The 26,195-nt window shown below is 36.7% G+C and carries 20 protein-coding genes; 10 read left to right on the top strand and 10 right to left on the bottom strand.

Annotated elements, in window-relative coordinates; translation table 11 throughout:
* Nucleotides 1-164 precede the first annotated feature (164 nt).
* Nucleotides 165-2,570, top strand: a complete 2,406-nt coding sequence (lon, locus tag A1D25_RS04240) for an endopeptidase La (RefSeq protein WP_157394448.1) — start codon at nt 165-167, stop codon at nt 2,568-2,570.
* Nucleotides 2,571-2,839: 269 nt separating this feature from the next.
* Here the strand turns inward: lon and lptD are convergent, their stop codons facing one another.
* The 6 genes from lptD to A1D25_RS04210 all read right to left on the bottom strand — a co-directional run bounded on the left by lptD (nt 2,840) and on the right by A1D25_RS04210 (nt 9,075).
* The gene (gene lptD / locus A1D25_RS04235) at nt 2,840-5,200 is read right to left on the bottom strand and encodes an LPS assembly protein LptD (protein ID WP_157394447.1); all 2,361 of its coding nucleotides are present in this window, start codon (nt 5,198-5,200) and stop codon (nt 2,840-2,842) included.
* A 75-nt stretch (nt 5,201-5,275) separates the two neighbouring features.
* Complete coding sequence (gene hemN, locus A1D25_RS04230; protein ID WP_157394446.1) at nt 5,276-6,643, bottom strand: oxygen-independent coproporphyrinogen III oxidase; 1,368 nt, start codon at nt 6,641-6,643, stop codon at nt 5,276-5,278.
* Nucleotides 6,644-6,650: 7 nt separating this feature from the next.
* A complete protein-coding gene (locus tag A1D25_RS04225) occupies nt 6,651-7,100 on the bottom strand; it encodes a DUF2489 domain-containing protein (protein WP_157394445.1) in 450 nt (149 codons plus the stop codon).
* 94 nt (nt 7,101-7,194) lie between these two features.
* Complete coding sequence (gene yihI, locus A1D25_RS04220) at nt 7,195-7,770, bottom strand: Der GTPase-activating protein YihI (protein WP_157394444.1); 576 nt, start codon at nt 7,768-7,770, stop codon at nt 7,195-7,197.
* A 151-nt stretch (nt 7,771-7,921) separates the two neighbouring features.
* Nucleotides 7,922-8,659, bottom strand: coding sequence for a peptidoglycan editing factor PgeF (pgeF, locus tag A1D25_RS04215; protein ID WP_157394443.1), 738 nt, complete (start codon nt 8,657-8,659; stop codon nt 7,922-7,924).
* Between the two features lie 26 nt (nt 8,660-8,685).
* Nucleotides 8,686-9,075 carry a RidA family protein gene (locus tag A1D25_RS04210; protein WP_157394442.1) on the bottom strand — a complete coding sequence of 130 codons (390 nt, stop codon included), beginning with the start codon at nt 9,073-9,075 and terminating at the stop codon, nt 8,686-8,688.
* Nucleotides 9,076-9,211: 136 nt separating this feature from the next.
* Here A1D25_RS04210 and yejK point away from each other — a divergent pair, with 136 nt between their 5' ends.
* Together yejK and bamE are read left to right on the top strand one after the other, a co-directional pair.
* Complete coding sequence (yejK, locus tag A1D25_RS04205; protein ID WP_157394441.1) at nt 9,212-10,213, top strand: nucleoid-associated protein YejK; 1,002 nt, start codon at nt 9,212-9,214, stop codon at nt 10,211-10,213.
* Between the two features lie 62 nt (nt 10,214-10,275).
* Nucleotides 10,276-10,623: an outer membrane protein assembly factor BamE gene (bamE, locus tag A1D25_RS04200; RefSeq protein ID WP_157394440.1), complete on the top strand. Its 348-nt coding sequence runs from the start codon at nt 10,276-10,278 to the stop codon at nt 10,621-10,623.
* Nucleotides 10,624-10,707: 84 nt separating this feature from the next.
* Here the strand turns inward: bamE and A1D25_RS04195 are convergent, their stop codons facing one another.
* The gene (locus tag A1D25_RS04195) at nt 10,708-11,487 is read right to left on the bottom strand and encodes an alpha/beta fold hydrolase (protein WP_157394439.1); all 780 of its coding nucleotides are present in this window, start codon (nt 11,485-11,487) and stop codon (nt 10,708-10,710) included.
* Nucleotides 11,488-11,600: 113 nt separating this feature from the next.
* Between A1D25_RS04195 and seqA the strand changes: the two genes are divergently transcribed.
* From seqA to aroC, 4 genes are read left to right on the top strand one after another with little or no spacing between them, the layout of a single operon-like run.
* Nucleotides 11,601-12,161, top strand: a complete 561-nt coding sequence (gene seqA / locus A1D25_RS04190) for a replication initiation negative regulator SeqA (protein WP_157394438.1) — start codon at nt 11,601-11,603, stop codon at nt 12,159-12,161.
* A 17-nt stretch (nt 12,162-12,178) separates the two neighbouring features.
* The gene (menE, locus tag A1D25_RS04185; protein ID WP_157394437.1) at nt 12,179-13,633 is read left to right on the top strand and encodes an o-succinylbenzoate--CoA ligase; all 1,455 of its coding nucleotides are present in this window, start codon (nt 12,179-12,181) and stop codon (nt 13,631-13,633) included.
* Nucleotides 13,626-16,916, top strand: coding sequence for a mechanosensitive channel MscK (mscK, locus tag A1D25_RS04180; RefSeq protein WP_157394436.1), 3,291 nt, complete (start codon nt 13,626-13,628; stop codon nt 16,914-16,916). Before menE ends, mscK begins: the two co-directional genes overlap by 8 nt.
* Before the next feature lie 10 nt (nt 16,917-16,926).
* Nucleotides 16,927-18,009, top strand: coding sequence for a chorismate synthase (gene aroC / locus A1D25_RS04175; protein ID WP_157394435.1), 1,083 nt, complete (start codon nt 16,927-16,929; stop codon nt 18,007-18,009).
* A gap of 73 nt (nt 18,010-18,082) precedes the next feature.
* On the opposite strand, the gene asnS is transcribed toward aroC, so the two are convergent.
* A complete protein-coding gene (gene asnS, locus A1D25_RS04170) occupies nt 18,083-19,486 on the bottom strand; it encodes an asparagine--tRNA ligase (RefSeq protein ID WP_157394434.1) in 1,404 nt (467 codons plus the stop codon).
* Nucleotides 19,487-19,641: 155 nt separating this feature from the next.
* Between asnS and ppx the strand changes: the two genes are divergently transcribed.
* Entirely contained in the window at nt 19,642-21,147 is a 1,506-nt protein-coding gene (gene ppx / locus A1D25_RS04165; protein ID WP_157394433.1) for an exopolyphosphatase, read from the top strand.
* 36 nt (nt 21,148-21,183) lie between these two features.
* Here the strand turns inward: ppx and A1D25_RS04160 are convergent, their stop codons facing one another.
* Nucleotides 21,184-21,702 carry a rhodanese family protein gene (locus tag A1D25_RS04160; protein ID WP_157394432.1) on the bottom strand — a complete coding sequence of 173 codons (519 nt, stop codon included), beginning with the start codon at nt 21,700-21,702 and terminating at the stop codon, nt 21,184-21,186.
* Between the two features lie 215 nt (nt 21,703-21,917).
* On the opposite strand from A1D25_RS04160, the gene treB reads away from it, so the two are divergent.
* Nucleotides 21,918-23,342, top strand: coding sequence for a PTS trehalose transporter subunit IIBC (gene treB, locus A1D25_RS04155; RefSeq protein WP_157394431.1), 1,425 nt, complete (start codon nt 21,918-21,920; stop codon nt 23,340-23,342).
* An 82-nt stretch (nt 23,343-23,424) separates the two neighbouring features.
* Nucleotides 23,425-25,071 (top strand): alpha,alpha-phosphotrehalase, encoded by a 1,647-nt coding sequence (gene treC / locus A1D25_RS04150; RefSeq protein WP_157394430.1) that lies wholly within the window; start codon nt 23,425-23,427, stop codon nt 25,069-25,071.
* Between the two features lie 211 nt (nt 25,072-25,282).
* On the opposite strand, the gene A1D25_RS04145 is transcribed toward treC, so the two are convergent.
* Entirely contained in the window at nt 25,283-26,083 is an 801-nt protein-coding gene (locus tag A1D25_RS04145; protein WP_157394429.1) for a class II glutamine amidotransferase, read from the bottom strand.
* Nucleotides 26,084-26,195 lie beyond the last annotated feature (112 nt).

Raw genomic sequence — 26,195 nt, 5'->3', positions numbered from 1 at the left:
GTTTAAAAATAGTGGTGATATACCACAAATGTTAAGGAATATAGCATTTTTTCAAGGCTTTTTGAATGCTTTTATTTTATTATCAATTCTCTCCTATTTTTCCCTTGTATTTCCAAAATAAGACCCCATAATGAGCGAATTACATTTTTCGGAGAGTAAAGAAAATGGCAAGAAAAAAGAAACCGATTGAATTACCGTTATTACCATTGCGTGATGTTGTGGTGTTCCCATTTATGGTAATGCCGTTATTTGTAGGGCGAGATAAATCTATCCAAGCCTTACGAGCAGCGATGGAAACCAATAAGCAACTCTTTTTAGTGACACAAAAAGACCCGAATAAAGAAGATCCAACCGTTGAAGATATTTACGATGTAGGGGTAATGGCAAACATTATCCAAATGTTGAATTTACCCGATGGCACAGTCAAAGTGTTGGTTGAAGGGCAAGTAAGAGCGAAAGCCGAACACATTCACGATGATGAAAATGGTTTTTGGGCAGGTGTTACACCGTTAATGTCTGAATATCAAGAAGATAACGATGAATTAAAAGCGATTGCGAAAACAGCATTAACCGAATTTGAAAATTACGTTAAAAGTAATAAAAAAGTGCCTGCAGAAATTCTGCCAAAACTACAAAAAATCACCTTTGAAGAGCGTTTAGCTGACACAATGGCAGCTAATTTAGTCGCTCAGGTAAAACAAAAACAGGCACTACTTGAAGAAGTAAACTTAATTGCTCGTTTTGAGGCCTTGTTAGTTGCAATGGCAACAGAGATGGATACCCTTGAAATGGAAGGTCGTATTCGTAATCGCGTAAAACAACAAATGGAAAAAAATCAGCGTGATTATTATCTCAATGAACAGATCAAAGCGATCCAAAAAGAGCTTGGTAATGGCGAAGAACAAGAACAGAGCGAATTAGATAAATTAAAGGCCAAAATTGAAGAGGCAAAACTCCCTGCTGAAGTAAAAGAAAAAGTAGATAGTGAATTTAATAAACTCAAAGCAATGCCACAAAGTTCTTCTGAAGCGACTGTCGTGCGTGGTTATATCGACTGGATTTTACAAATGCCTTGGCATAAGCGGTCAGTTGTGAAAAAAGATTTGCAAAAAGCTCAAGAAGTATTGGACAAAGACCACTACGGCTTAGAACGTGTGAAAGAACGTATTTTAGAGTATCTTGCGGTACAAAGTCGCTTGAATAAACTAAAAGGCCCAATTCTTTGCTTAGTTGGACCACCAGGAGTAGGGAAAACATCTTTAGGACAATCTATTGCAAATGCTACTGGGCGTAAATATGTGCGTATGGCACTAGGTGGTGTGCGTGATGAAGCCGAAATTCGTGGACACCGCCGCACTTACATTGGCTCAATGCCAGGTCAGTTAATGATGAAAATGGCAAAAGTTGGCGTGCGTAACCCGCTCTTCTTATTAGACGAAATTGATAAAATGGCACAGGATATGCGTGGTGATCCGGCATCAGCCTTATTAGAAGTGCTTGATCCTGAACAGAATAAAGCCTTTAACGACCATTATTTAGAAGTGGATTATGATCTTTCTGATGTAATGTTTGTTGCAACCTCTAACTCAATGCATATTCCCCCTGCATTATTAGATCGTATGGAAGTTATTCGTCTTTCTGGCTACACCGAAGACGAAAAAATGCATATTGCGAAAGAGCATCTTATTGCAAAACAGAAAGAAAATAACGGCATTAAAGACAATGAATTGACAATTGAAGATAGTGCAATTCTTGGCATTATCCGCTATTACACTCGTGAAGCTGGCGTGCGTAACCTTGAGAGAGAAATCGCTAAAATTTGCCGTAAAGCAGTAAAAGCACTCGTGATTGATAAAAAACTCAGAACGATTACGGTAAATCAAGATAATCTCAAAGATTATTTAGGCGTACAGCGTTTTGACTACGGTAAAATGGATAACCAAAACCGTATTGGTGAAGTAACAGGCTTAGCTTGGACAGAAGTAGGCGGCGATTTATTAACCATTGAAACCGCATCAGTAACAGGTAAAGGCAAATTCTCTTACACTGGCTCACTAGGCGATGTAATGAAAGAGTCAATTCAAGCTGCAATGATGGTGGTACGAGCAAGAGCAGAAAAATTAGGCATTGCGGAAGATTTCTATGAAAAACGAGATATTCACGTTCACGTCCCTGAAGGTGCAACCCCTAAAGACGGCCCAAGTGCAGGTATTGCAATGTGTACCGCATTGATTTCTAGCTTAACAGGTAACCCAGTGCGTGCTGATGTGGCAATGACAGGTGAAATCACCTTGCGTGGTAAAGTACTACCAATCGGGGGCTTAAAAGAGAAACTACTGGCAGCACATCGTGGTGGCATAAAAACAGTGATTATTCCAAAGGAAAATGAAAAAGATTTGGAAGAGATCCCAGAAAATGCTAAATCTGCCTTAGCCATTCACCCTGTTGAAACTATTGATGAAGTGCTAGCCATTGCATTACAAAATCCACCAACAGGGATTGAGATCATTCCACTAAGTACAAAAAGTATTAAAGTGAAGAAAACCAAATCTTCATCTGTGATGCAGTAGTAAAATAGGAATATCAAAAACAAAAATGGGGAACAAGCTCCCCATTTCAGACCACTGACAAACCCACCTTTACAGACATTCTGCTCAAGGTGGGTTTATTTTTGCCGTTTTATCTCTTGGGGTGTAATGGAGGTGTAATGGGTAAATCAGCAACTATTTTGTCCATTACACCTATAAAGCTAAAATAGGTAAGGTTGTGAAATAAGCAAAATGATTGTTAATAGTTATAGATAGTAAAATTATTAACAACCATTTTGTTTTCTATCTTTTTAATTGATATCGTATGCTTCTGTATAAGGAATAATTCCTCGTTTAAGCATTTTTGAAACTCCGCTATTGTAATTATTACCAAAGCGTAATTCAAAATTAATGCCAAAACGATTGTCATAGTAGAAATCTCTAATCGTATCTGATTTACCCGTTGGCGTTGCAACTAAGCGTCTTGCAGTATAAAGAGAGACATTCCAACAACAAGTGTTATATGTAATACCTAATTGGCTTTCTACTGGTTTTTTCAACGCTATATCGTGATAATGTGATGCCATTATTCCTACTTTATCTGTTACTTCCCAACCTATCACTGCACCAACTTGTTTAATATCTTGCCCATAACGGTTAGAACTTAAATTTTGGTCAATATAGTTACGGCTTGCATAACGGTAATTAAGTTGCACAAGATTATTCTCTTTAAACTTATATTGTAGAGATGTATTGGCTAATGCTGTTTTATTTAGACGTATATCATATTGATATGAACCGTGCCAATTCCATTTTGGGTGGAATTTCCAGTTTGATTCTAATGACCAAGATGATGAACGTTTAGTTGTGCTGTTGGCAGAAATATTATCAATCTTAGAAGGCGACAGATAATAGATTTGTCCTGCACTAAAGTTAAATACTTCACTGCCTGTTTGGTTGTTAAAGAAACGAGTGGTTCCCCCAACAGTAACTTGATTAGCTGATGCAATGCGATCTAAACCACTATAACGGCGATCATTAAAAAGCGAAAAATAATCTTGCTGTAATAGTGCTGAGTCATAGCCTAACCCTAAACTTTGCTGACGTTGCGAACCAATGTTTGATTGGTCTTTATAAGGGCGATAAAGATACTGAATTCGTGGTTCTAAAACTTGGTCAAAACCATCAAAAAGATTTCGTTTTGCTTCTAATGTCGTCTTCAAGTCTAGTTTAAATTGTGGTAATACACGCGTTACATTACGCTGAATATCTTCAGCATTTGCATCTTCACCCTTTTTCTGAAGATATTGCGTTGCATATAATTTGGTTTCTAAATTAACGCTCCCAAAACGATTTGCAAATGGGAAATTCATTACAGGCTCAGCGTGAAAACGCCAAGCTGTTGGCATTGTTTTACTATCATTAGCAAAATAGGATGCTTGCCCAAAGAACGAGAAATCCCCATTTTTTACTAGATCGTTTTTGTAATAATGGAAATCAATTTGTGGAAATACTCGATATGGAGTACTACCTGATTCATCAAAAGTTTGGAATCGTTTGGCTGCAATTGAGATATTATAGTTTGGTTGATAGTAACCTAATTTAAAATTTTGGGTGGCATAACCATCGGTACTATTTCCATAATTTGATACAAAATCAGAAAAATAACGTCTATCACTTACTCTAGTGTAGTCTGCAGAAAAACGCCAGTTACTTGCGAAATTAACGGTATGTTGCCAAAACAGTAAATGGCGAGATTTTTGTTTTTCAGTCCAAGCAGGTAAACGATCTTTCTGCATATACTCTGCCGCAAATTTACCTTCCCCCAATTTTGTCAAATAACGAAATTCAGGACTAAGTTGCCAACCACGACGGCTGAAATAAGTAGGCGTAAAAGTTGCATCCATATTCGGAGCAATATTCCAATAAAATGGTTGAGAATAGAAATAACCGTCCCTGCTTGAATGTCCTGCATTTGGAATAAGTAGCCCTGAACGGCGGCGATCACCAATTGGGAATTGTAAATAAGGCGAATAAAATACAGGCACACCTAAGACTTTAAATCTAGCGTGCCATAATTCCGCATATTCATCTTTGACGTGTTGAATCATTTCATTTGCTTCTATCGACCAAGACTCGTCATTTGGTAAACAAGAAGTGAAAGTCGCATTTTTCATTACACGTTGTTCATCTGTAACCGAAACATTTTGTGCTGTTCCACGACCTTGGCGACCGACTAACTGGTAATCTGCATTAGCCAAATTAGATTCTTTACTTATTAAGTTAATTGTCGCATCACGCCCTTTGGCATTGATAATATTATCACGATAATCAAATGAGCCTTGTAAATAAGCATAACGAGCATTATCACCATCTTGCTCTACTCGAACTTGAACGGCTGAGATCGTACGATTACCTTGCTGAATATTTACATCACCTGTGTAGGTTGCATCTTTAGGTTGGTTGATTAAAGCACTATCTGCTTCAATATAGACAGGTAATTGTGTTTGATCACCTTTCACGACTTCACCGTGAAATTGTGGAACACCAAGCAAACATTGTGCTTGTAAAGCATTGATTGGTTTCTCTGTCTCTTGTTCTGCCATTGCATAATTGCTATAACAAGCCGTCATTACGGCAAGTGAAAGTAAATTGTAATGGTGCTGTTTCATATATCGTCCTATCATTTTGTGGAACAGCAAGCGGTAAGATTTGCTAACAAATTTGTAAATCTCACCGCTTGTTTATTAAATAATGCGTGAAAATTGTTGTCTTCTCGCTTGTTGTCTTGAATAAATATCAAAACACATACAGATATTACGGATAAGTAATCGTCCTTTTGGTGAAACTTTAATCCCTGTTTCGCCAATATCCAATAAACCATCTTGTACTAATGGAGCAAGCAATTCCAAATCTTCTTTAAAATATACTTTAAAATCAATTTGATACTCTTGCTCAAATGAAACATAGTCTAATTTAAAGTTACAAATTAAGGCTTTAATGACATCTCGACGTAAGCAATCATCTTTAGTCATTGTGAGCCCTTTTTGCAAAGCAATACCACGATTTTCAACTTCAGCATAATACTGTTTTAGCTCTTTATGGTTTTGAGCATAGCTATCGCCTAATAAACTAATCGCAGATACGCCCATTCCTAGTAAATCAGCATCTTCTTGTGTGGTATAACCTTGGAAATTACGATGTAAAATACCTTGTTGTTGAGCGACAGCTAATTCATCGTCAGGTTTAGCAAAGTGATCCATTCCAATAAATTTATAACCTGCGTTACCTAATGTTTCGATTGTCTTTTGTAAAATATCTAACTTAGTTTGTGGCGGTGGCAACATTTCATCTTTAATTTTGATTTGAGCTGCAAATCGACTTGGTAAGTGTGCATAGTTAAACACACTCATTCGATCAGGGTTTAGCTCAATTACTTTCTCTAATGTAAAGAGAAAACTTTCTACCGTCTGTTTTGGCAAGCCATAGATTAAATCAATGTTAGTAGAAGTAAAACCTAATTCTTTTGCTCGCTTCATCAAAGCAAATATAAAGTCTTCGTCTTGCTCACGATTAACTAGTTTCTGAACTTCTTTATTGAAATCTTGGATACCCATACTAATTCGGTTAAACCCGATTTGACGTAAGTGATCTAGCATATCCAGCTCAATCTCTCGCGGATCCATCTCAATACTAATTTCTGCATCTTCACTGACATTAAAATGTTTACGCAACATTGCCATCAAACGAAGAGATTGCTCTTCATCGAGATAAGTTGGCGTACCGCCACCCCAGTGGATTTGCGTTACTCGGCGATTTTTAAACAGCTCAGCACGATATTTAATTTCTTTCTCTAAATAATCTAAATAAATATCTACTTTATGCTGGTGGCGAGTAATAATTTTATTACAGGCACAGAAGTAGCAAAGTTTATGACAAAATGGAATATGTACATAAAGGGAAAGTGGTTTATCTGGGTAGCGTGCAGCGGCAATTTGGAAATCATCATCATTGTATGATTCATTAAATTCCAGTGCCGTTGGGTAAGAAGTATAGCGTGGCCCCGATTGATTATATTTTTGAATGAGATTGAGATCCCAAATAATTTCTGACATTGATAACCTACTTCAACTCTTGTTTAAATTGCTCCATTTCAGCTAATAACTGTTGGAGTTCTGTTTTAATCTGTTCTGCCAATTCCGCTTCTTTTGCTTCACGTTCTAAATCAAGCTTCATTCGCTCATTACGTTTAAGTGTTTTACGCTCTTCTAAAATAGGCATTGATTCAACGACTTGATATAGTTCCCACATTGCTGGAAATTGAGATAATTTCTTGCCTAATACATCAAGTAAAGGTTTTAATCGTAAGACACCTTCGGAAAAATCACACTGTTCAACAAGCATTGCTCGTGCAATTACATCTATACTGTCTAAGATATTAAGATAACGAGCATTTTTTGCTTGTTTTAATTGCTTTTGCTGGCGATTTAATTTCATAAATAATGAAATCGCATAACCTGCCATTGAGATAAGCACTAAAACAGCCAAAATAAGTAAGAAAAAACGCATCATTGGTTAAACTCTATAATCGTAGGATGGGCTTTAGCCCATCATATTTAAAGCAATAATATCGAAATGGTGGGCTAAAGCCGACCTTACTAATCAATTAGCGGAATTTATTTATATCCATTGTTTCAAATTGACGTAATAAAGCTTCAGAATCATCTTCTTCATCTTCAATACCTAATTCGGTCATCAATTCGTGGACTCTGTCTAAACATTCATCAACAAATTTTTGATCTTCAGCAGATAATGTTTTGCCAGCTTCTAAATCATCTAATAATTGATTTAAGCACTCATTATTTTCTAATTGCTCTAATTCTAATTCTGGTGAAAGACGAGGTTTTTCCACTTCTAATATTACAGGCTTGATCGTTTTACCTTTTTCTGGCTGATTTACAAATTCCACCATTAATGGCACTTTTTTACGGCTACCAATTCGAGGATCTTTAACTTCCTTTGCAACCGCTTTCTTCTGTTCTACACCTTCGTTAGCACGAGAGCCTGATGGCAACCCTTTATGTTTACGCTTTTTCTTTTCTTCACGAGCTTGTAGATCCAACTCATAACGACTCGGTTTTCGGCTCTTTGATGGTCTAGCTTTTGGTTGTTCAAAAGGTTTATCTGCCTTTCTTGCAGGCATAATATCGGTAATTCGGCGTGTTTTTTTTGTACGACTCATAAGTCTTCTTCAGTTAATAAAAATAGTTGGAGATTGTACCACTAACTGCAACGAATGAAAATTGAGAATATGAAATGCTTTGAATGGTGAAATCTTTTGAGAGAAATGTAGGAACATTACATTTAACACTCCTACATTAAAAATAGATAAGCTATGCTGCTCGCCAAATCAGGGTTGCCATTCGCCCTGTTTGTTGATCTCTGCGATAGGAAAAAAATTGTTTTTCATCACAATAAGTACAGAAATCACCGCCAGAGATTTGTGTAATGCCTAACTTATTAAGGCGTTGTGTAGCAATTTGGTAAAGATTGCCGAGAAACTTACCGCTTGTTTGTTCATCAGCTATAAAAGCATCTTGAGCTTGTGGATCAACGGCACAAAATTGATCAATAACTTCTTGACCAACTTGGAATGCTGTTGGGCCAATTGCAGGCCCTAACCACGCTGTGATTTGTGATGGCTTACAAGCAAATTCTTTAACAGTAGCTTCTAAAATACCATCGCATAAACCACGCCAACCTGCGTGTGCTGCTGCAATTTCTTTTCCATCTTGGCTACAAAAAATGACAGGTAAGCAGTCTGCGGTCATTACTAAACAAACTTGATTAGGTTGGTTGGTATAAACCGCATCTGCATTTAAGTCATTACTCTTAGTTGGAATACGAAGTACTTTGGTACTGTGGGTTTGAGTAAGGAAAATAGGAAAATGGGGTAAACCGCCTTGTTCTGTTAGAATTTGGCGGTTTTGTTTAACCAATAATGGATCATCACCTACGTGATCGCCCAAATTAAAACTCGTAAAAGGTGGTAAACTTACACCTCCTTCTCTTACTGTAGTAAAAGCGTGAATATGATTTGGTACAGACCACGTTGGTTTAATCACTTTCATTATTGTTCCTTATTTTTAGTGGTTCTTTATTTTCTTACCGCAATAGCTTCAATTTCAATACCAACATCTTTTGGTAAACGAGCCACTTCTACACAAGAGCGTGCAGGGAATGCAGGGTGGTTATTCTCACGGAAGAAAGCTTCGTATTCAGCATTTACTGCTGCAAAATCATTCAGATCTTTCACAAAAACGGTTGTTTTCACAATGTCAGCAACTGTTAGACCCGCTTGTTCAATAATCGCTTTTACATTTTCTAATGATTGACGAGCTTGTTTCACAATGTCTGAAGGCACATCACCAGTTTGTGGATTAACAGGAATTTGACCTGAAGTGAGAACTAAATTACCCAAATCTACTGCCTGAACATAAGGGCCGATTGCTTTTGGTGCATTTTCAGTATGAATTACTTTTGTCATAGTTTTTTTCCTCTCTAAAGTGAATAAAAATTCCAAACAGAGTTTGAAAGGTTTTTCATCATTTGTAAATAGCTTATAATCACAGATAGTCAATTTGTCAAAAATTTACAATATCTCACCGCTTACAAGGATTATTATGAGCATCACAGTTACAGAAATCGTATTACATCAACTTCACCAAACCCAAGATGAACCACCGCAACTGAATACCGTATTGCGTGAAAATTTATTAGCTATTACACCAGAGGCTGAGCAAATGATGTTACAGCTGCACCAAACCTATCAAGGAAAAGCAAAAGCCTATGGCGTATTTAGATCGGAATCTATCTTTGCTCAACAACTTAATCGTTTATTAGAACAAGAAACTGACTTTTTACCTTTTAGCCATAGTGCTGCCAAAATGTTAGCTAATGAGTTAGCCAAATATCCGTTTGCATCAGGTGGTACTTTTATTTTATGCCGTTATACATTCTTAGCCACTGAATATTTATTTATCGGCTTAATTGATAGTCGTAGTTCAATTTTAGTTGATGATCACCTAGAGGTAAAACGGACGGAATATTTAGAAATTACTCAGTATGATATTGCTTGTCGGATCAATCTCACCGAGTTGAAATTAGATGCACAATCTAACCGTTATCTTACCTTTATTAAAGGTAGAGTGGGGAGAAAAGTTGCGGATTTCTTTATGGATTTTCTGAGTGCAGATGAAGGGCTAAATCCACAATTACAAAATCAGACATTATTACAAGCTGTTAGTGATTATTGTGAACAAGGGGAACTGAATAGCAATCAAACCCAAGCGGTGAAAAAGCAGGTCTTTGATTATTGTAAAGGACAAATCAATAGTGGTGAAGAAATTGCGATTGAAGAACTTTCTGCAGCTTTACCTACTCTTAATGAACAAGATTTTGCAACATTTACACAAAATCAAGAATATGGATTAGAAGAAAATATTCCTCCTGTACGCAATGCGTTGAAAACACTCACTAAATATTCAGGTTCGGGAAAAGGGGTAACAATTAGCTTTGATGCCGAGTTATTATCACAACGTATTATTTGGGATGAACTAAATGACACTTTGACAATCAAAGGACTGCCTGCCAATTTACGCGACCAGCTTACTCGCAATAAATAATGGCATTTTTGACACAGTTTCGGTATGATTTACCTAATTTTGAGACTTATAAGGTTACGATTATGAAAATGAAATCTCTTGTTGCTATTTTACTCTTAGGCTTGGGCGTTAGTGCCTGTTCAACCGTAAAAAAAGTGGTTTATCGAATTGATGTGCCACAAGGCAATTATTTAGAGCAAGATAAAGTTTCTCAACTTCAAGTTGGAATGAATAAAGAGCAAGTGCAATACTTATTAGGCACACCTGTGTTAAAAGATATGTTTGCCGATAATCGTTGGGATTATGTTTTTATTAAACGTGAAGGGCATAATGATCCAATTCAACATACATTATTGGTTTATTTTGATGCAAAAGGCATTGTAACAGATATTAAATTAGATAAACCTTTAGAAACTTTGGCAACAGAGTAGAGTAGTTACGACCTATTTTCGATAAAAGTCAATGAAACCATATGTTAAGTGTTTCATTGACTTTTACTCTTAGATAAACACAGATTAACCTAAAAATTTCTGAATTGCTCGAACAACGGCATCAGGTTTTTCAGCGTGAACCCAGTGGTCTGCGTTACTCACAACGAATAATTTTGCTTGAGGGAATTGATTTAGTACAGTTTGGGTGTCTTTTTCTTGTAAATAATCAGAAAGCTCGCCTTTGATGAATAAAGTCGGTTTATGTACTGAAACCGATTGCCAGCCCATTAGATTTGCGTAGTTCTTATGTAAACTAGATAGATTAAATTTAAAACTCTCAGGACTTGTAGGATCAAATGATTTCAGCATAAATTGCTGAACACCTTCATCTTTTATCCCTTTAGCGATCTCAATTTTGGCGCTTTGGCGATTCTCTGGTTTTGCTGATTTCACCGCAAACAACCCCGCAAAAATACTATCGTGGCGATTAAGTTGATAAGCCACAGGTGCAATGTCAATTACCACTAATTTTTCAACTAAGCTAGGAGCTAAATCTGCAAGAGTCATTGCGGTTTTTCCACCCATCGAATGTCCCACAAGAATGGCATCTTGAATGGATAGATGCTGAAGTAAATCACGCAGATCTTCTGCCATTTTCGGATAGTTCATATCATCGGAGTGAAATGATTGCCCGTGATTGCGTAAATCTACACGTAAAATATGGTACTTCTCTGCAAAGGCTCGAGCAATGACACCCAAATTATTCAAATCGCCAAATAGCCCGTGGATAAATACCATCGTTTGAGTTTTATCGTTTGAATTTGTTGCTTTTTGAAACTGGTAGTTGAGATAGATTTTTTCCATTGTAAAATTCACTAAAATTTATCTAAATAATTCAAATCAGATCCTGTAAATTAGATCTGAAATGCGTATAATGCCTAGAATTTTTTTGTAATCAAGATATTTAAGGGGAAAAGATGAAAACCATCGAAGTTGATGACGAATTATATCACTATATTGCAAGTCGTACTCAAGCAATTGGCGAAAGTGCCTCCGATATTCTGCGTCGTTTATTGCGTTTGCCAGCATCGCCCCAGCCATTTGTGCTTGTGCAAGAAAATATGATCAATGAACTCAAAGATCTCGCAAAGTTACCGAAAACCAAGAAAGTGCTTACAGATCAGGAAAAGTTGATTAAACGTGTAGAATTTACTATTGCTTCAAGTAAGTTTACAAGTGAAACTAAAGTTGTTAATCGTTTTTTACAAATACTTTCAGCACTTTATGTAATGAATCCTGAAGAATTTGCACACGCTACTGAGAATGTGCAAGGCAGTGAACGTATTTATTTTGCAAGAGATAAAGAAACAATTTTAGCAACGGGCAGCAGTGTTAAAGCGAAGCAGATCCCTGACTCTCCATTTTGGGTAATTACAAATAATAATACTGAACGTAAAGGGATTATTTTAGGTTTAATTATGCAGGAAATGGAACTACCTGAAACATTGATTGAGCTTGTCAAAAATTCGTTAGCCTAGTTTTAGATTTATCGTCAATGGTCGCAGAATTTTTGCAATTTCCCACCGCTTATTGGGCGGAACATCAGCCAAATGAAGTCGCTATCATTTGGAAAAAGGGCAATTCACAAGGTGAAAATTCTGTTTTATCTTTATCATCGACACTTTTTCCAAATATAGCTGAGCAGATTACTTGGGCTGAGTGGCAGAGATTAGTACTTTCTACTCAGCTATACTTAGCTCAAATTGGAGTTAAGTCTAATTCATTGATTGCTTATCAAGGATCTCATCGTTTAGCAGGGCTATTATGTTATTGTGCTACATTAGCAATGGGAGCGAGGCTATTACAGATTTCTCCTATGATGCCTGAAAAACAGTTGAAATATTGTTTATCACAGAATAGTGTACAAGTTTTGATTACTGATCAGCATTTTGCAGATTTTTCTCAAGATCTTACCGCTTATATGTTACAAGCAAATTGTAACCAAATAGATCACTTTAATTTGCCAGCTACTTTTACATTAACATCAGGATCTTCAGGTAACCCGAAAGCCGTTGTACATACAATTCAACAGCATTTGGATAATGCTAAAGGCGTATGCGAACTAATGGATTTTAAACAGCAAGATTGCTGGTTATTGAGCTTACCGCTATTCCACGTTTCTGGGCAAGGCATTGTATGGCGTTGGCTTTCGGTAGGGGCAACATTGATGCTGGTTGAAAATAAGCAAGATTTCTGGCAAGGCTTAGCTCAGTCTAGTCACGCTTCTTTAGTTCCTACCCAACTGCAACGTTATTTAGCTCAAACAGAAAGATGTGTAAAAAAACAAAAAATACTATTAGGTGGGGCTTTTATACCCAGTGAATTGATTACACAAGCAATGCAACAAGGTATAGAAACCTATGCTGGATATGGGCTAACTGAAATGGCATCGACAGTTTGTGCGGTGAAAGCGGAAAATGATAATGTTGGTCGTCCACTATGGCAGAGAGAAATCCTAATTGAACACGATGAAATTTGGGTGAGAGGTGCAGGTTTAGGGCTAGGTTACTGGCTTAATCAACAGATTGTTCCCTTTATCAATGTTCAAGGTTGGTTTGAAACAAAAGATAAGGGGTATTGGAATAAACAAAATCATTTAGTAGTAGAGGGGCGTTTAGATAATATGTTTATTTCGGGTGGAGAAAATATCCAACCTGAACAAATTGAAAAAATATTATTATCATCAGGCTTAATTGAGCAAGTAATGATAATTCCAATTAGTGATAATGAATTTGGCTTTAGACCTGTTGCAGTTGTGAAATTTACTGAATTATTTAATTTACAAGCGGTCAGATTGTTAGAAGATTTTGCAAAACAGCATTTAGAAAAATTTAAATTACCGATTGCTTATGTTCCATTCCCATCACATATTCAAGGTGGGATAAAATATCCGAGAAAAAAATTACAACAAGAAATCGCTTTACAATTTAAGAGAGAAAAAAATGTATAAACGAATTTGGGGGATAATAAGTTGCCTGTGGTTAGTAGCGGTAAACCCTATTCAAGCTGTAGAGAATTTTGTTTCTGCAGACGATATTAAGATACAATTAGACGCTTTAAAATCAAATACAAATGATGAAATGACTCTTCTAGCAAAAAATCTAGAGGGGGCATTATCTTTTATTGAAAAAACAAAAAAACAGCAAGCTGATATTGAAAATTTAGAAAAGAAAATTAAAGATGCACCTAATACGCTTGCAAAATATCAAACGAGTATTCAGCAATTAAAAGAAGAATTAGAATCTAGCGTTAATAATTTTACAGCTTTAAGTAATGAGGCTGTTGAAAATAGGCAAGATACTATTCATCAACAACTGCAAGATAATCAAACGAAATTAAATGAAGTCAGCTCAAGTCTAGCTAGTTATCGCTCGGCTCTAGATTTTACTCGTAAACAGATTTCCGAAAATAATGCACAAGCAGAGAAATTAAATCGTTGGAAATATAATAGTCAAGCAAGTAAATCACTGATTGATAAATATAATGCAGAATTAAAATATATTGAGGTGAATAATCGCTATAATTTAATTCTAGGGCAAAATATTGATTTGTTGATTTCAATTGATGAATCTCGTAAAACAGAAATTAACCTTAAACAACAATTATTACAAAAACAGCTCTCTTTTTTACAAGATGTATTAAATGCGAATCGTTTAAAAGAGTATCAAGCACAAGCTAAACAAGCTGAAGAATTAAAAGCAAATAATAAGATTGAAAACCCAATTATTCAGGAAGAATTAACTTTAAATACAGATTTAAGCCAATATCTTGTTGAGCAGACACAAAAAGTAAATAGATTATCTCAAGATAATTTAAGAGCAAAAAATGTCTTGGACGCATTAACACATACAAAGCGTAATATTGAAGAGCAAATTAGTGCGTTACAAGGAACATTAGTCCTTTCTCGAGTAATTAACCAACAAAAACAAAGTTTGCCAACAGATAGTGTGATTAAAGGATTGGCAAAAGATATTGCAACTTTACGGGTGGAATTGTTTGATATTACACAAAAGCGAGATGAACTATATAATATTCCGAATGTTATTGATAAATTACAAACGAAGAATAAAATATTATTTGATGATGATGAAAGACAAATATTGAATGATATTTTAAAAGAGCGTGAGAAGATTTTAGTCGATTTAGTTAAAACATTAAATTCTCAGCTCAATTTATCTAATGAAATTGAATCAATACAACATAAAGTTATTGAGCTTAGTGACTCATTACAAAGTAAACTACAGCAACAGAGTTTTTGGGTACAAAGCAATAATCCAATTGATTTATTTTGGTTAGAAACATTTCCTAAATTAGCGCTAAAGGAAATTAGTGAATTAACTAAATATATTGGTTTTGAAAATATTAAACAAAATTTACCATCTAAATTAGCGTTCATTTTAACGTTATTATTACTATATGGGCTTATAATTTGGAAGAAACCAGCGATTAAACAGCGTTTAGCAAAATTAGCTAGCCAAGTTAATACTTTAAAAAATGATAGCCATTGGCATACACCTGAAGCAATGTTATGGACAGTTGTACTTACATTACCAGGTAATTTACTGTTTTTGATTATTTCAACGATTTTGCTTTCTATATTTTTTACTAATCCATTATCAACAACCGTATGGATTACCTCTGTATCGGGCTATTGGGTATTTTTTGCAACAGTACTAGAACTATTAAGACATAATGGTATTGCTTATAGCCATTTTGGAATGCCACAAGCAAGTAATGAGATCTTCCAACGAATTATTCGTCAATCCATTTGGATTGTTGTATTACTTTTAGTCGTTTCATCGCTTTTCTCTCAGGTCGATAGTATTGATTTCAGCAATGATGTCATTGGTCAAGTAATGACTATTCTGGCATTACTCTTATGTTTATTTGTCATTAGACCATTGCTTGATAGGGGGATTCAAGAATACCAAAATGCAGTATTAGAAGATGGAACGAAACGCAGTGTAGGGTTATTTAAGCTCTTGCGTTTAGTACTATTTGTTGTGCCAGTCACATTGATTGTGTTGATTATTTTAGGTTATTACTATACAGCAGTTTATGTTATTGAGCATATTATTAAGAGTTATTTGGTTGCATTAGTTTGGGTTTTTGGACGTTACTTTGCTTATCGTTCATTGACTATCTCTTCTCGTAGAATGGCATATCGCCGTTTACAAAATAAACGAGAAAAAATTCGCGAGCAGGCTCAAGAGCCAAGTAAAGAAGAGCCTAGAGAAGAAAAGATTAAAATCTCTACGGTTAATGAGCAAATTTTCAGAATGGCAGATTTAATTGCTTGGGTGTTACTGTTTGTTTCGCTCTATGCAATTTGGTCAGATTTAATTAGTGTGGCTTATTATCTCAATGGTGTTATTTTGTGGGAACAAGTAGAAACCACCGCAAAAGGTACTGTTGTAGAATCAATTACTTTACTGAATTTATTACGGTCGAGCATTTATATTGTAATCACCTATGTATTGGTGAAAAATATTGCAGGTATTTTAGAAGTAACTTTCTTTTCTCGGATAAAGTTATCTAAAGGAACACCACATACAATTACTGCTGTTCTCACTTATTTCATTGTTACTTTTGGCAGTATTTCGGCTTTTACATCATTAGGGATCTCGTGGAGTAAGATCCAATGGGTCTTTACCGCACTTTCAGTCGGTCTAGGTTTTGGGGTTCGAGAAATTTTTGGTAGTTTTGTATCAGGAACAATCTTATTATTTGAACGCCCAATTCGTGTGGGAGATAAGGTAACAGTCGGAGCATTTACTGGGGTAATTAGCAAAATTCGCTTACGTTCAACAACATTGATTGATGATGAAAACAAAGAAGTAGTACTACCTAACCAAGCTTTTGTAACCGATCGCTTTATTAACTGGACACTGAATAATACGATTACGCGTATTCAAATTCAGATGAAAATTAGTAACCAATGTGATTTAGATATGGTAAGAAAACTCTTATTCCAAGCAGCTTCAGAAGCACCAAAAGTAATGACTGAACCATCAACAAGTGTTAATTTACTGAGTTTTGGGGAAGGCTGGATAGAACACGAATTGAACGTTTATGTTGCAGAATTGGACGACCGTTCAGAAACGCGTAATTTCTTATATCATCGTATAGACGAATTATTTAAACAACATCAAATAAAAATTGCATTTCAGCAGATGGATGTGCATCTTCATAATGCAAATACACCAGCGAAAATGATGCAACTAACACAATAAGGAAGAGAAAATGGCAGGAAACAGTATTGGACAATTATTTAAAGTAACGACGTTTGGTGAATCTCACGGCATCGCTTTAGGTTGTATTGTAGATGGCGTACCGCCTAATATGAGTTTGACCGAAGCAGATATCCAACCCGATTTAGATCGTAGAAAACCAGGTACATCACGCTATACAACACCACGTAGAGAAGACGATGAAGTGCAAATTTTATCGGGTGTATTTGAAGGTAAAACCACAGGTACAAGTATTGGTTTAATCATTAAAAATGGTGATCAACGCTCAAAAGACTATGGGGATATTATGGATAAATATCGTCCAGGACACGCAGATTTTACCTACCAGCAAAAATACGGTATCCGAGATTATCGTGGTGGTGGACGCTCATCTGCTCGTGAAACTGCAATGCGAGTTGCAGCAGGGGCGATTGCAAAGAAATATTTGAAGGAACAATTTGGGGTTGAAGTTCGTGGTTATTTATCACAGATCGGTTCTGTGAGAATTGATCCGAGCAGTATTGCGGATATTCAGAAAATAGATTGGCAACAAGTTAATAGCAATCCGTTCTTTTGCCCTGATCCACAAGCGGTTGAAAAATTTGATGAGCTAATTCGAGAACTTAAAAAAGAAGGTAATTCAATCGGTGCAAAATTGACTGTAATCGCAGAAAATGTGCCAGTCGGATTAGGAGAACCTGTTTTTGATCGCTTAGATGCTGATCTTGCACACGCTTTAATGTCTATTAACGCAGTGAAAGGCGTTGAAATTGGCGATGGTTTTGGGGTAGTAGAGCAGAAAGGGACAGATCATCGTGATGAAATGACTCCTGAAGGTTTTTGTTCAAACCACGCAGGCGGTATTTTAGGTGGGATTAGTTCAGGGCAACCAATTATCGCTCATATTGCGCTAAAACCAACATCAAGCATTACAATTCCTGGACGTAGCGTAAATCTTAACAACGAAGCCGTAGAGCTGATTACTAAAGGGCGACACGACCCTTGTGTCGGTATTCGTGCTGTACCCATTGCAGAAGCGATGGTAGCCATCGTTTTATTAGATCATTTGCTACGCTTTAAAGCACAATGTCGTTGAGATAATAAAGCCAGTTCTGATGAACTGGTTTATAAAAGTGGGCTATAAAGCCCACGTTATACGTTTAATAGAATTAGAAATTCGCATTTCTTGGTGCGCGTGGGAATGGAATAACTTCACGAATGTTTTGTAAACCTGTTACATAAACGATTAAACGTTCAAAACCTAAACCAAAGCCTGAATGTGGAACAGTACCGTATTTGCGTAAATCACGATACCACCAGTAATCTTCAGGGTTTAACCCCATCTCTACCATACGGCGATCTAATACATCTAAACGTTCTTCACGTTGTGAACCACCGATGATTTCACCAATTCCTGGTGCTAATACGTCCATTGCTGCAACGGTTTTACCATCATCATTTAAACGCATATAGAATGCTTTAATATCTTTCGGATAGTTTTTCACAACAACAGGTGATTTGAAATACTCTTCAGCAAGGTAGCGTTCGTGTTCTGATGATAAATCAATACCCCATTCAACAGGGAATTCAAAATCTTTACCTGATTTGAGTAACACATCAATCGCATCAGTGTAATCAATTTGAGCGAAGTCAGAGTTTACAAATTGTTCTAAGCGGTTAATGACATTGCTATCAACGTGTTTCGCAAAAAATGCCATATCATCTTTACGCTCTGCTAAAACTGCTCGGAAGACATATTTCAGCATATCTTCAGCTAATTTGGCATTGTCTGCTAAATTTGCAAAAGCAATTTCAGGCTCAACCATCCAGAATTCTGCTAAGTGGCGAGTTGTATTTGAGTTTTCAGCACGGAATGTAGGGCCAAAAGTATAAATTTTACTTAATGCACAAGCATAAGTTTCCCCATTTAACTGGCCTGAAACGGTTAAAAACGACTCTTTACCAAAGAAATCTTGGCTAAAATCAACCTTACCATTTTCACCACGCGGTAAATTTTCTAAATCTAAGGTTGAAACTCGGAACATTTCACCTGCACCTTCGGTATCTGATGCAGTAATCAATGGTGTTGCAACCCAGTAAAAACCTTGCTCGTGGAAAAAACGATGAATTGCTTGTGCTAAACAGTGGCGTACACGAGCTACCGCACCGATTAAGTTCGTGCGAGGGCGTAAGTGAGCTACTTCGCGTAAATATTCAATAGAATGGCGTTTTGCTGCCATTGGATAAGTATCAGGATCTTCAACCCAACCAACCACTTCAACTTGGGTCGCTTGAAGTTCAACGGCTTGACCTTCGGCTGGTGATTCTACAATTTTACCTGTTACAATAACAGAGCAACCTGCTGTCAGGCGTAATACTTCATCTTGATAATTTGCGAGATCATTATTGATAATTGCTTGTATTGGATCAAAACAAGATCCATCATATACCGCTAAAAATGAAAGACCCGCTTTAGAATCACGGCGAGTACGCACCCAACCACGAACAGAAACTTCCTCACCTACGGCAACTTTGCCAGCGAGAATTTCTGAGATTGATGGAAATTTGGACATATTAACCTCAAATAGTTTAAATATAGAAATTATTTTGTTAGAAAAAACGTTTCGCATTCTACTAGAAATCGCTATGAAAGATAAGGAAATTATCCATTCTTGATGAAAAAAATGTTACACTTCATCTTATTTTATTCGCTCACAAAGGACATCTTATGCAATCTGAATTTCATCCACCTCGTGAATTTGCAGCCATTGATTTAGGCTCAAACAGCTTTCATATGATTGTCGCAAGGATTGTGAACGGATCTATTCAAATTCTCTCTCGAATTAAACGCCGAGTACGCTTAGCCGATGGGTTAGATGAACATCGAGTACTTAGCCAAGAAGCGATAGATCGTGGTGTTGCTTGTTTAGGATTATTTGCAAAACGATTAACGGGTTTTTCAGCTGAAAATGTTAAAGTGGTAGGAACTTACACCTTACGCAGAGCGGTAAATAATGAAGAGTTTTTAGCAAAAGCAAAAACAGTTTTTCCTTTCCCAATTCATATCATCACAGGGGCTGAAGAAGCGAAATTGATTTATTCGGGGGTGAGCCATACACAACCAGAAAAAGGTAGAAAATTTGTGGTTGATATTGGTGGTGGCTCAACAGAGATGACCATCGGTGATGGTTTTACCCCATTACGTGCAGAAAGTCGCCATATGGGGTGTGTCAGTTTTGCTAAACGATTTTTTCCTAATGGCGAATTAACACAAGCACGTTTTGATACTGCATATCAATCCGCAATGGAAAAAATTGAAGATCTTGCTTGGGAATATCGAGAACTTGGGTGGGAACACGTTTTAGGATCATCGGGTACAATTAAGACAGTGAGTAAGGTGTTATTGGCAAATCATTATCATGATGGTGTAATCAATGAAGCCCGACTACAAGAGTTGATTTCAATTTGCTTAAAATTCAATAATTTAAACCAAATTCAATTAAAAGGTTTAGTCGAGGAACGAGCCGATGTACTTGTACCTGGTTTAGCTATCTTACTCGCTTTATTCCATACCTTCCAAATTCGTTCAATGCGTTATTCTGATGGTGCTTTGCGAGAAGGCGTAATGTATGGTCTGGAGAAAAGCTTTCAAGTTGGTGATATTCGTCAGCGAACGGCGGAGGCTTTAGCAGAGCAGTTTAATATCGATCTGCAACAAGCTGAACGAGTAAAACAAACAGCATTACAGCTTTTTGAGCAAGTAAAAATTTGGAAAAACAAGTTTCAGATTAACGAATTGCGAGCCATTCTGACTTGGGCAAGTATGTTACACGAAGTGGGCATTACGATTAACCATAATAATGTACATCGACATTCGGCCTATATTATTGCTAATCGAGATTTACCTGGGTTTGATAGTGAACAACAAAATTTACTCACTTTGTTGATGCGTTATCACCTTAAAGGATTTAAAAAGAGCGATATTAGAGGAACAAATCGTTTTCAGCATCGGGATATTTTAACCTTATTGCGTGTATTTCGTTTGGCTGTATTATTAAATCGTTCTCGACAAGCCACAATTATTCCACAACAGTTATCGCTACAAATTCAATCTAGTAACTGGCAACTTCAATTTGAAGCTGAGTTTTTACACCAAAATCCACTTGTCTTGGCAGATTTGGAAGACGAACAGAAACTATTGGCTCGGTTGGAATTGCCGTTGGCTATTTTGTAATTACTGAATGTAGGGTTTTGCAGAGTGTTCTTACATTTATTTATTCCAAGGCATTTGGGCTAATAAACGAGCCATTCCACAAAATCCTGTTACTCCTGCAAAGATTAAACCTGCTCCAATAAATGCTGAAATAGAATAGAACAAAGGGTGAATAAATGTACCGAGTATCGTACCCAACAATACGAATGAACCTGCCGTAATCTGTACTTGTCGCATTAAATCAATAGGTTGGGAACGATCTAGTATAGTTTCTAGCCCTGCTTGTTTCCAACCATCAATACCATTTTCAAGCAGATAGACATCACAATTATGTTGCTGAGAAATTTCATTTAATTGGATTTCAGCCTGCTTTGTTCTTACACCCGATTTACAGTGAAAAATAACTACGCTATTTGAAGGGAAATTAGGTGCATTTGTAGCTTGTAACTGAGATAAAGGTAAAGAAAGTGAGCCAGATATATGCTCACGTCTATGTTCAGCGGTTTCACGAATATCAATCAATACTGCTCCTTGCATACACATTTCTTTTACTTCTTGCGGTGAGATAATTTTCATACTTATTCCTATATATTAACTTGTTATTTAAGGTGTATTTTATTTATTATTTTGGAATAAGAAAGGTTAAATGTTGGTTAGGTGGCTTATTATTTTTCTGTTTTGTGATCTTCTTCACATTTTTCTTTTATTTTATGGGAACGTTCCCATTGATTAAGAAATAAACCTATCTATAATACGCACAAATTTATTCCTTCATTTTAAAGAGGCTATTTATGGCAAAGAAAATTGATCCGAGCAATGTAACTAAGTTGATCGAATTACTCGGCGGTAAAGAAAATATCGCAACCTTAACACACTGTATTACTCGTTTACGTTTTGTACTCAATGATGAAAGTAAAGTGGATGGCAAAGCGATTGAAGAGCTACCAATGGTAAAAGCTAACTTTTCAACGGGAGGGCAATACCAAGTCGTTATTGGGCAAGAAGTTGGTGATTATTATAAATTAGTATTGGAGCAAGCTGGTTTAGAAAGTGGTGTGAGTAAAGATCAAGTAAAAGCAGCTGCTCGTAAAAATCAAAAATGGTATGAAAGTGCCATTTCACATATGGCGGATATTTTTATTCCATTATTACCTGCCCTTATCAGTGGTGGTTTGATTTTAGGTTTCCGCAATGTAATTGGCGACATTAAAATGTTTGAAGATGGCACGAAAACCTTAGTAGAAGTGAGTGCTTTTTGGGCAAGTATGCACTCGTTTTTATGGCTAATTGGGGAAGCGATTTTCTTCTTTTTACCTGTTGGGATCTGTTGGTCTATCGCACGTAAAATGGGAACATCACAAATACTCGCTATTGTACTTGGGGTTACGCTTGTATCGGGACAACTAATGAATTCCTACGCATTGGGTTCACAAACGCCAGAAGTTTGGGATTTCGGAATGTTCTCTATTGAGAAGGTGGGCTATCAAGCACAGGTTATCCCTGCGATTATGGCTGGACTAGTGCTCTCTTATATTGAACGTATCTTAACCAAGATTGTGCCTGATTTCTTAAATTTAATCATTGTTCCTGTAACATCAATTATTTTAGCAGTGTTCTTAGCTCACGCAATTATTGGACCAATTGGACGTGAGATTGGCAACGGCGTAGCCTTTGTTGTAAAAGCAGCAATGACAGGTGAATTTGCCCCTATCGGTGCGGCGTTATTTGGTTTCTTATATGCACCGCTAGTGGTCACTGGCGTGCATCAAACCACGCTTGCGGTTGATTTCCAAATGATTGGCAGCATTGGCGGGACACCTGTTTGGCCTTTAATTGCACTTTCAAACATTGCACAAGCATCGGCAGTAGTGGCAATTTTAATTATGGCGAAAAAAGCGAAAGTGCGTGAAGTAGCATTACCTGCAGCTCTTTCTGCTTACTTAGGGGTAACAGAGCCTGCGATGTACGGTATCAACTTAAAATACCGTTTCCCAATGCTATGTGCAATGATCGGCTCGGCATCGGCTGCATTGGTTTGTGGTTTTGCTGGCGTACTTGCAAGTAGCGTTGGTGTGGGTGGTTTACCTGGTATTCTTTCTATTCAACATCAATTCTGGGGCGTGTTTGCCATTGCAATGTTGATTGCGATTGCTGTACCAGTTTTACTCACAATGGCAGTATATAAACGTAAAGTATTAAAAGGCGAAATTGAATAAAAAGCAGTTTGTAGTAAGGGCGATAAGCCCTTATTACATTTAATTTCAGCAAGCAAATAACAGTATTTAAGGACATAAAATAATGAGTAATTCTAACTGGTGGAAAAACGGTGTTATTTATCAAATTTACCCAAAATCGTTCCAAGATACCACAGGAAGTGGTACAGGTGATATTCAAGGCATTATTAAACGCCTTGATTATCTGCAAACATTAGGTGTAGATGGCATTTGGATTACACCAATGTACGTTTCACCACAAATTGATAATGGCTACGATATAGCCGATTATCGCAACATTGATCCAAGTTACGGCACAATGGCGGATTTTGAGCAACTGATTGCTGAAGCTCACAAACGCAATATAAAAATTGTGATGGATATGGTATTCAACCATAGTTCTACTTTTCATCAATGGTTTGTGGAGGGGGAAGATCCAAATAGTGAGTATCACGACTACTACATTTGGCGAGAAGAGCCAACTAACTGGCAATCAAAATTTGGCGGTTCTGCGTGGAAATGGTCGGATAAAGCACAAAAATACTACTTACATTTATTCGCACCTGAACAAGCGGATTTAAACTGGGAAAACCCCAAATTACGCACAGAATTATTCTCAATTTGTCAATTTTGGGCGGAAAAAGGCATTGATGGCTTACGCTTAGATGTGGTGAATTTAATCTCTAAACCCGAACATTTTGAAAATGATGAAATCGGTGATGGTCGCCGTTTTTATACGGACGGCCCTAAAATTCATCAATATTTACAAGAACTTAATCAAAAAGCCTTAACGCCTTTTGGGTTAATGACTGTCGGTGAAATGTCATCAACACAATTAAGCCATTGTCAGCAATATGCAAATCTAGCAGGCACAGAGCTTTCAATGACCTTTAATTTTCATCACTTAAAAGTGGATTATCCGAATGGTGAAAAATGGACTTATGCTCAACCTGATTATGTCGAGCTAAAATCTATTTTTAATTACTGGCAAAATGGAATGCACAATCGAGCGTGGAATGCGTTATTTTGGTGTAATCACGACCAACCTAGAATTGTTTCTCGTTTTGGTGATGAAGGCGAATATCGTACAATCTCGGCAAAAATGTTAGCAATGCTGTTACACGGAATGCAAGGTACACCGTATATTTATCAAGGCGAAGAAATCGGAATGACTAACCCGAATTTCTCCACCATTGAAGCATATCGAGATGTCGAAAGCCTAAATGCCTATCAAGCGTTATTAGACAAGCGGTACGAAACGAGCAAAATTTTGCAAATACTTGGGCAGAAATCAAGGGATAATTCCAGAACGCCAGTACAGTGGGACAGTTCATTGAATGCGGGTTTTAGTACGGGAACACCTTGGATTGATGTGGCAAAAAACTATCCGCAAATCAATGTAGAACAAGCCATTGCAGATAAGAATTCAGTATTTTATACCTACCAAACTTTAATTGCATTGCGTAAACAGTTGGCAATATTTACGGACGGTAATTATCTCGATTATCTGCCTGAACACTCAAGCATTTGGGTTTATCAACGCCAAACAGCAACAGAAAAACTATTGGTTGTTGCCAATTTAGCTAAACAAAGCCAACAAATTGAATTACCAACAGAATGGCAAAATCAGTCTGTGACTATGTTACTAAATAACTATTCCGAAGTGATAAATAAAACATCGGATAAACTGACATTACAACCATATCAAGCGGTTTATTTTTATCAAGGCTAAGATAAGTTTTAAATATATATAGGAAGGTAAGCATATCGTATACTTAAAAAGAGTGTAATGATAAATTTCCCATACTTTTGTCCATTACACCAAATAAGTGGATTCTACATTCTATATAAAGAATAAGGTGCAATGGATAAATAGAACATTTATGCATTACACCCTATTTTATAACCACAATTACAGATTATATGATGTTAAATTAGATGAATTAAACGTGATTTAGATTATCAGGGAGTGTTCCTTCAATTTCATAAAGGATATCGCCCTCTTTGAAGAAAACATAGCCACCGTTTTTCATCTTTGTCCACTGTTCATTTTTAGTCAGTGGTTGGGTGGTAATAATTGTTACTTTGTCTCTTTCACAGGTGTATTGGCGGAAATCAATCATTACGTCATCATCTCGTAATGCAGTGCCAAAAGGTGCTTTACGGCATACATAGTAGAGATTTGTAGAGCAACGCGCGATCATCCAATGTCCATTTGAAAGAATAAAGTTAAACACGCCATATTTGGCGATTTCACTAGTGATTTCTACAATCGCATCAAAAATCTGTTTTTCAGTTGGTTTTGATGGAAAGCGTTCTTTCAGTTGTGCCGCAATACAACAAAATGCTGCTTCTGAATCTGTTGTGCCGATAGGTTGGTAGTGATTACTTTCACAAACGGTAATACCTTCTACTGTACCGTTATGGGCAAATACCCAGTTTTCCCCCCAAAGCTCTCGAATAAAAGGGTGAGTATTTTCTAAATTAACATCGCCTCGAGTAGCTTTACGAATATGTGCGATAACATTGAAAGATTTAATTCGATATTGGCTGACGAGATCTGCCATTGGTGATGAAGCTCCAGGGCGGTTATCTCTAAAAATTCTCACACCTTTTCCTTCAAAAAATGCAATACCGAATCCATCAGTATGGTGATCGGTTAAACCTGCACGACGGCGAAACCCATCAAAAGAAAAGGTAATATCAGTTGGAGTGTTACAGTTCATTCCTAATAATTGGCACATATAATTTACTTCACTTTTTTATTTATTATTTAAATAATCACACCGCTTGAGATAATTCAACAAGCGGTGTGATTTAAACCAAAATTTACAAAAAATTCAACTAGATTCTTAT

This window comes from Ursidibacter arcticus, assembly GCF_009761375.1.
In the GTDB taxonomy this organism is placed as follows: Bacteria; Pseudomonadota; Gammaproteobacteria; order Enterobacterales; family Pasteurellaceae; genus Ursidibacter; species Ursidibacter arcticus.
Note: the sequence above shows the minus strand (reverse complement) of the source record. Positions and strands in the feature narration are given on the sequence as shown.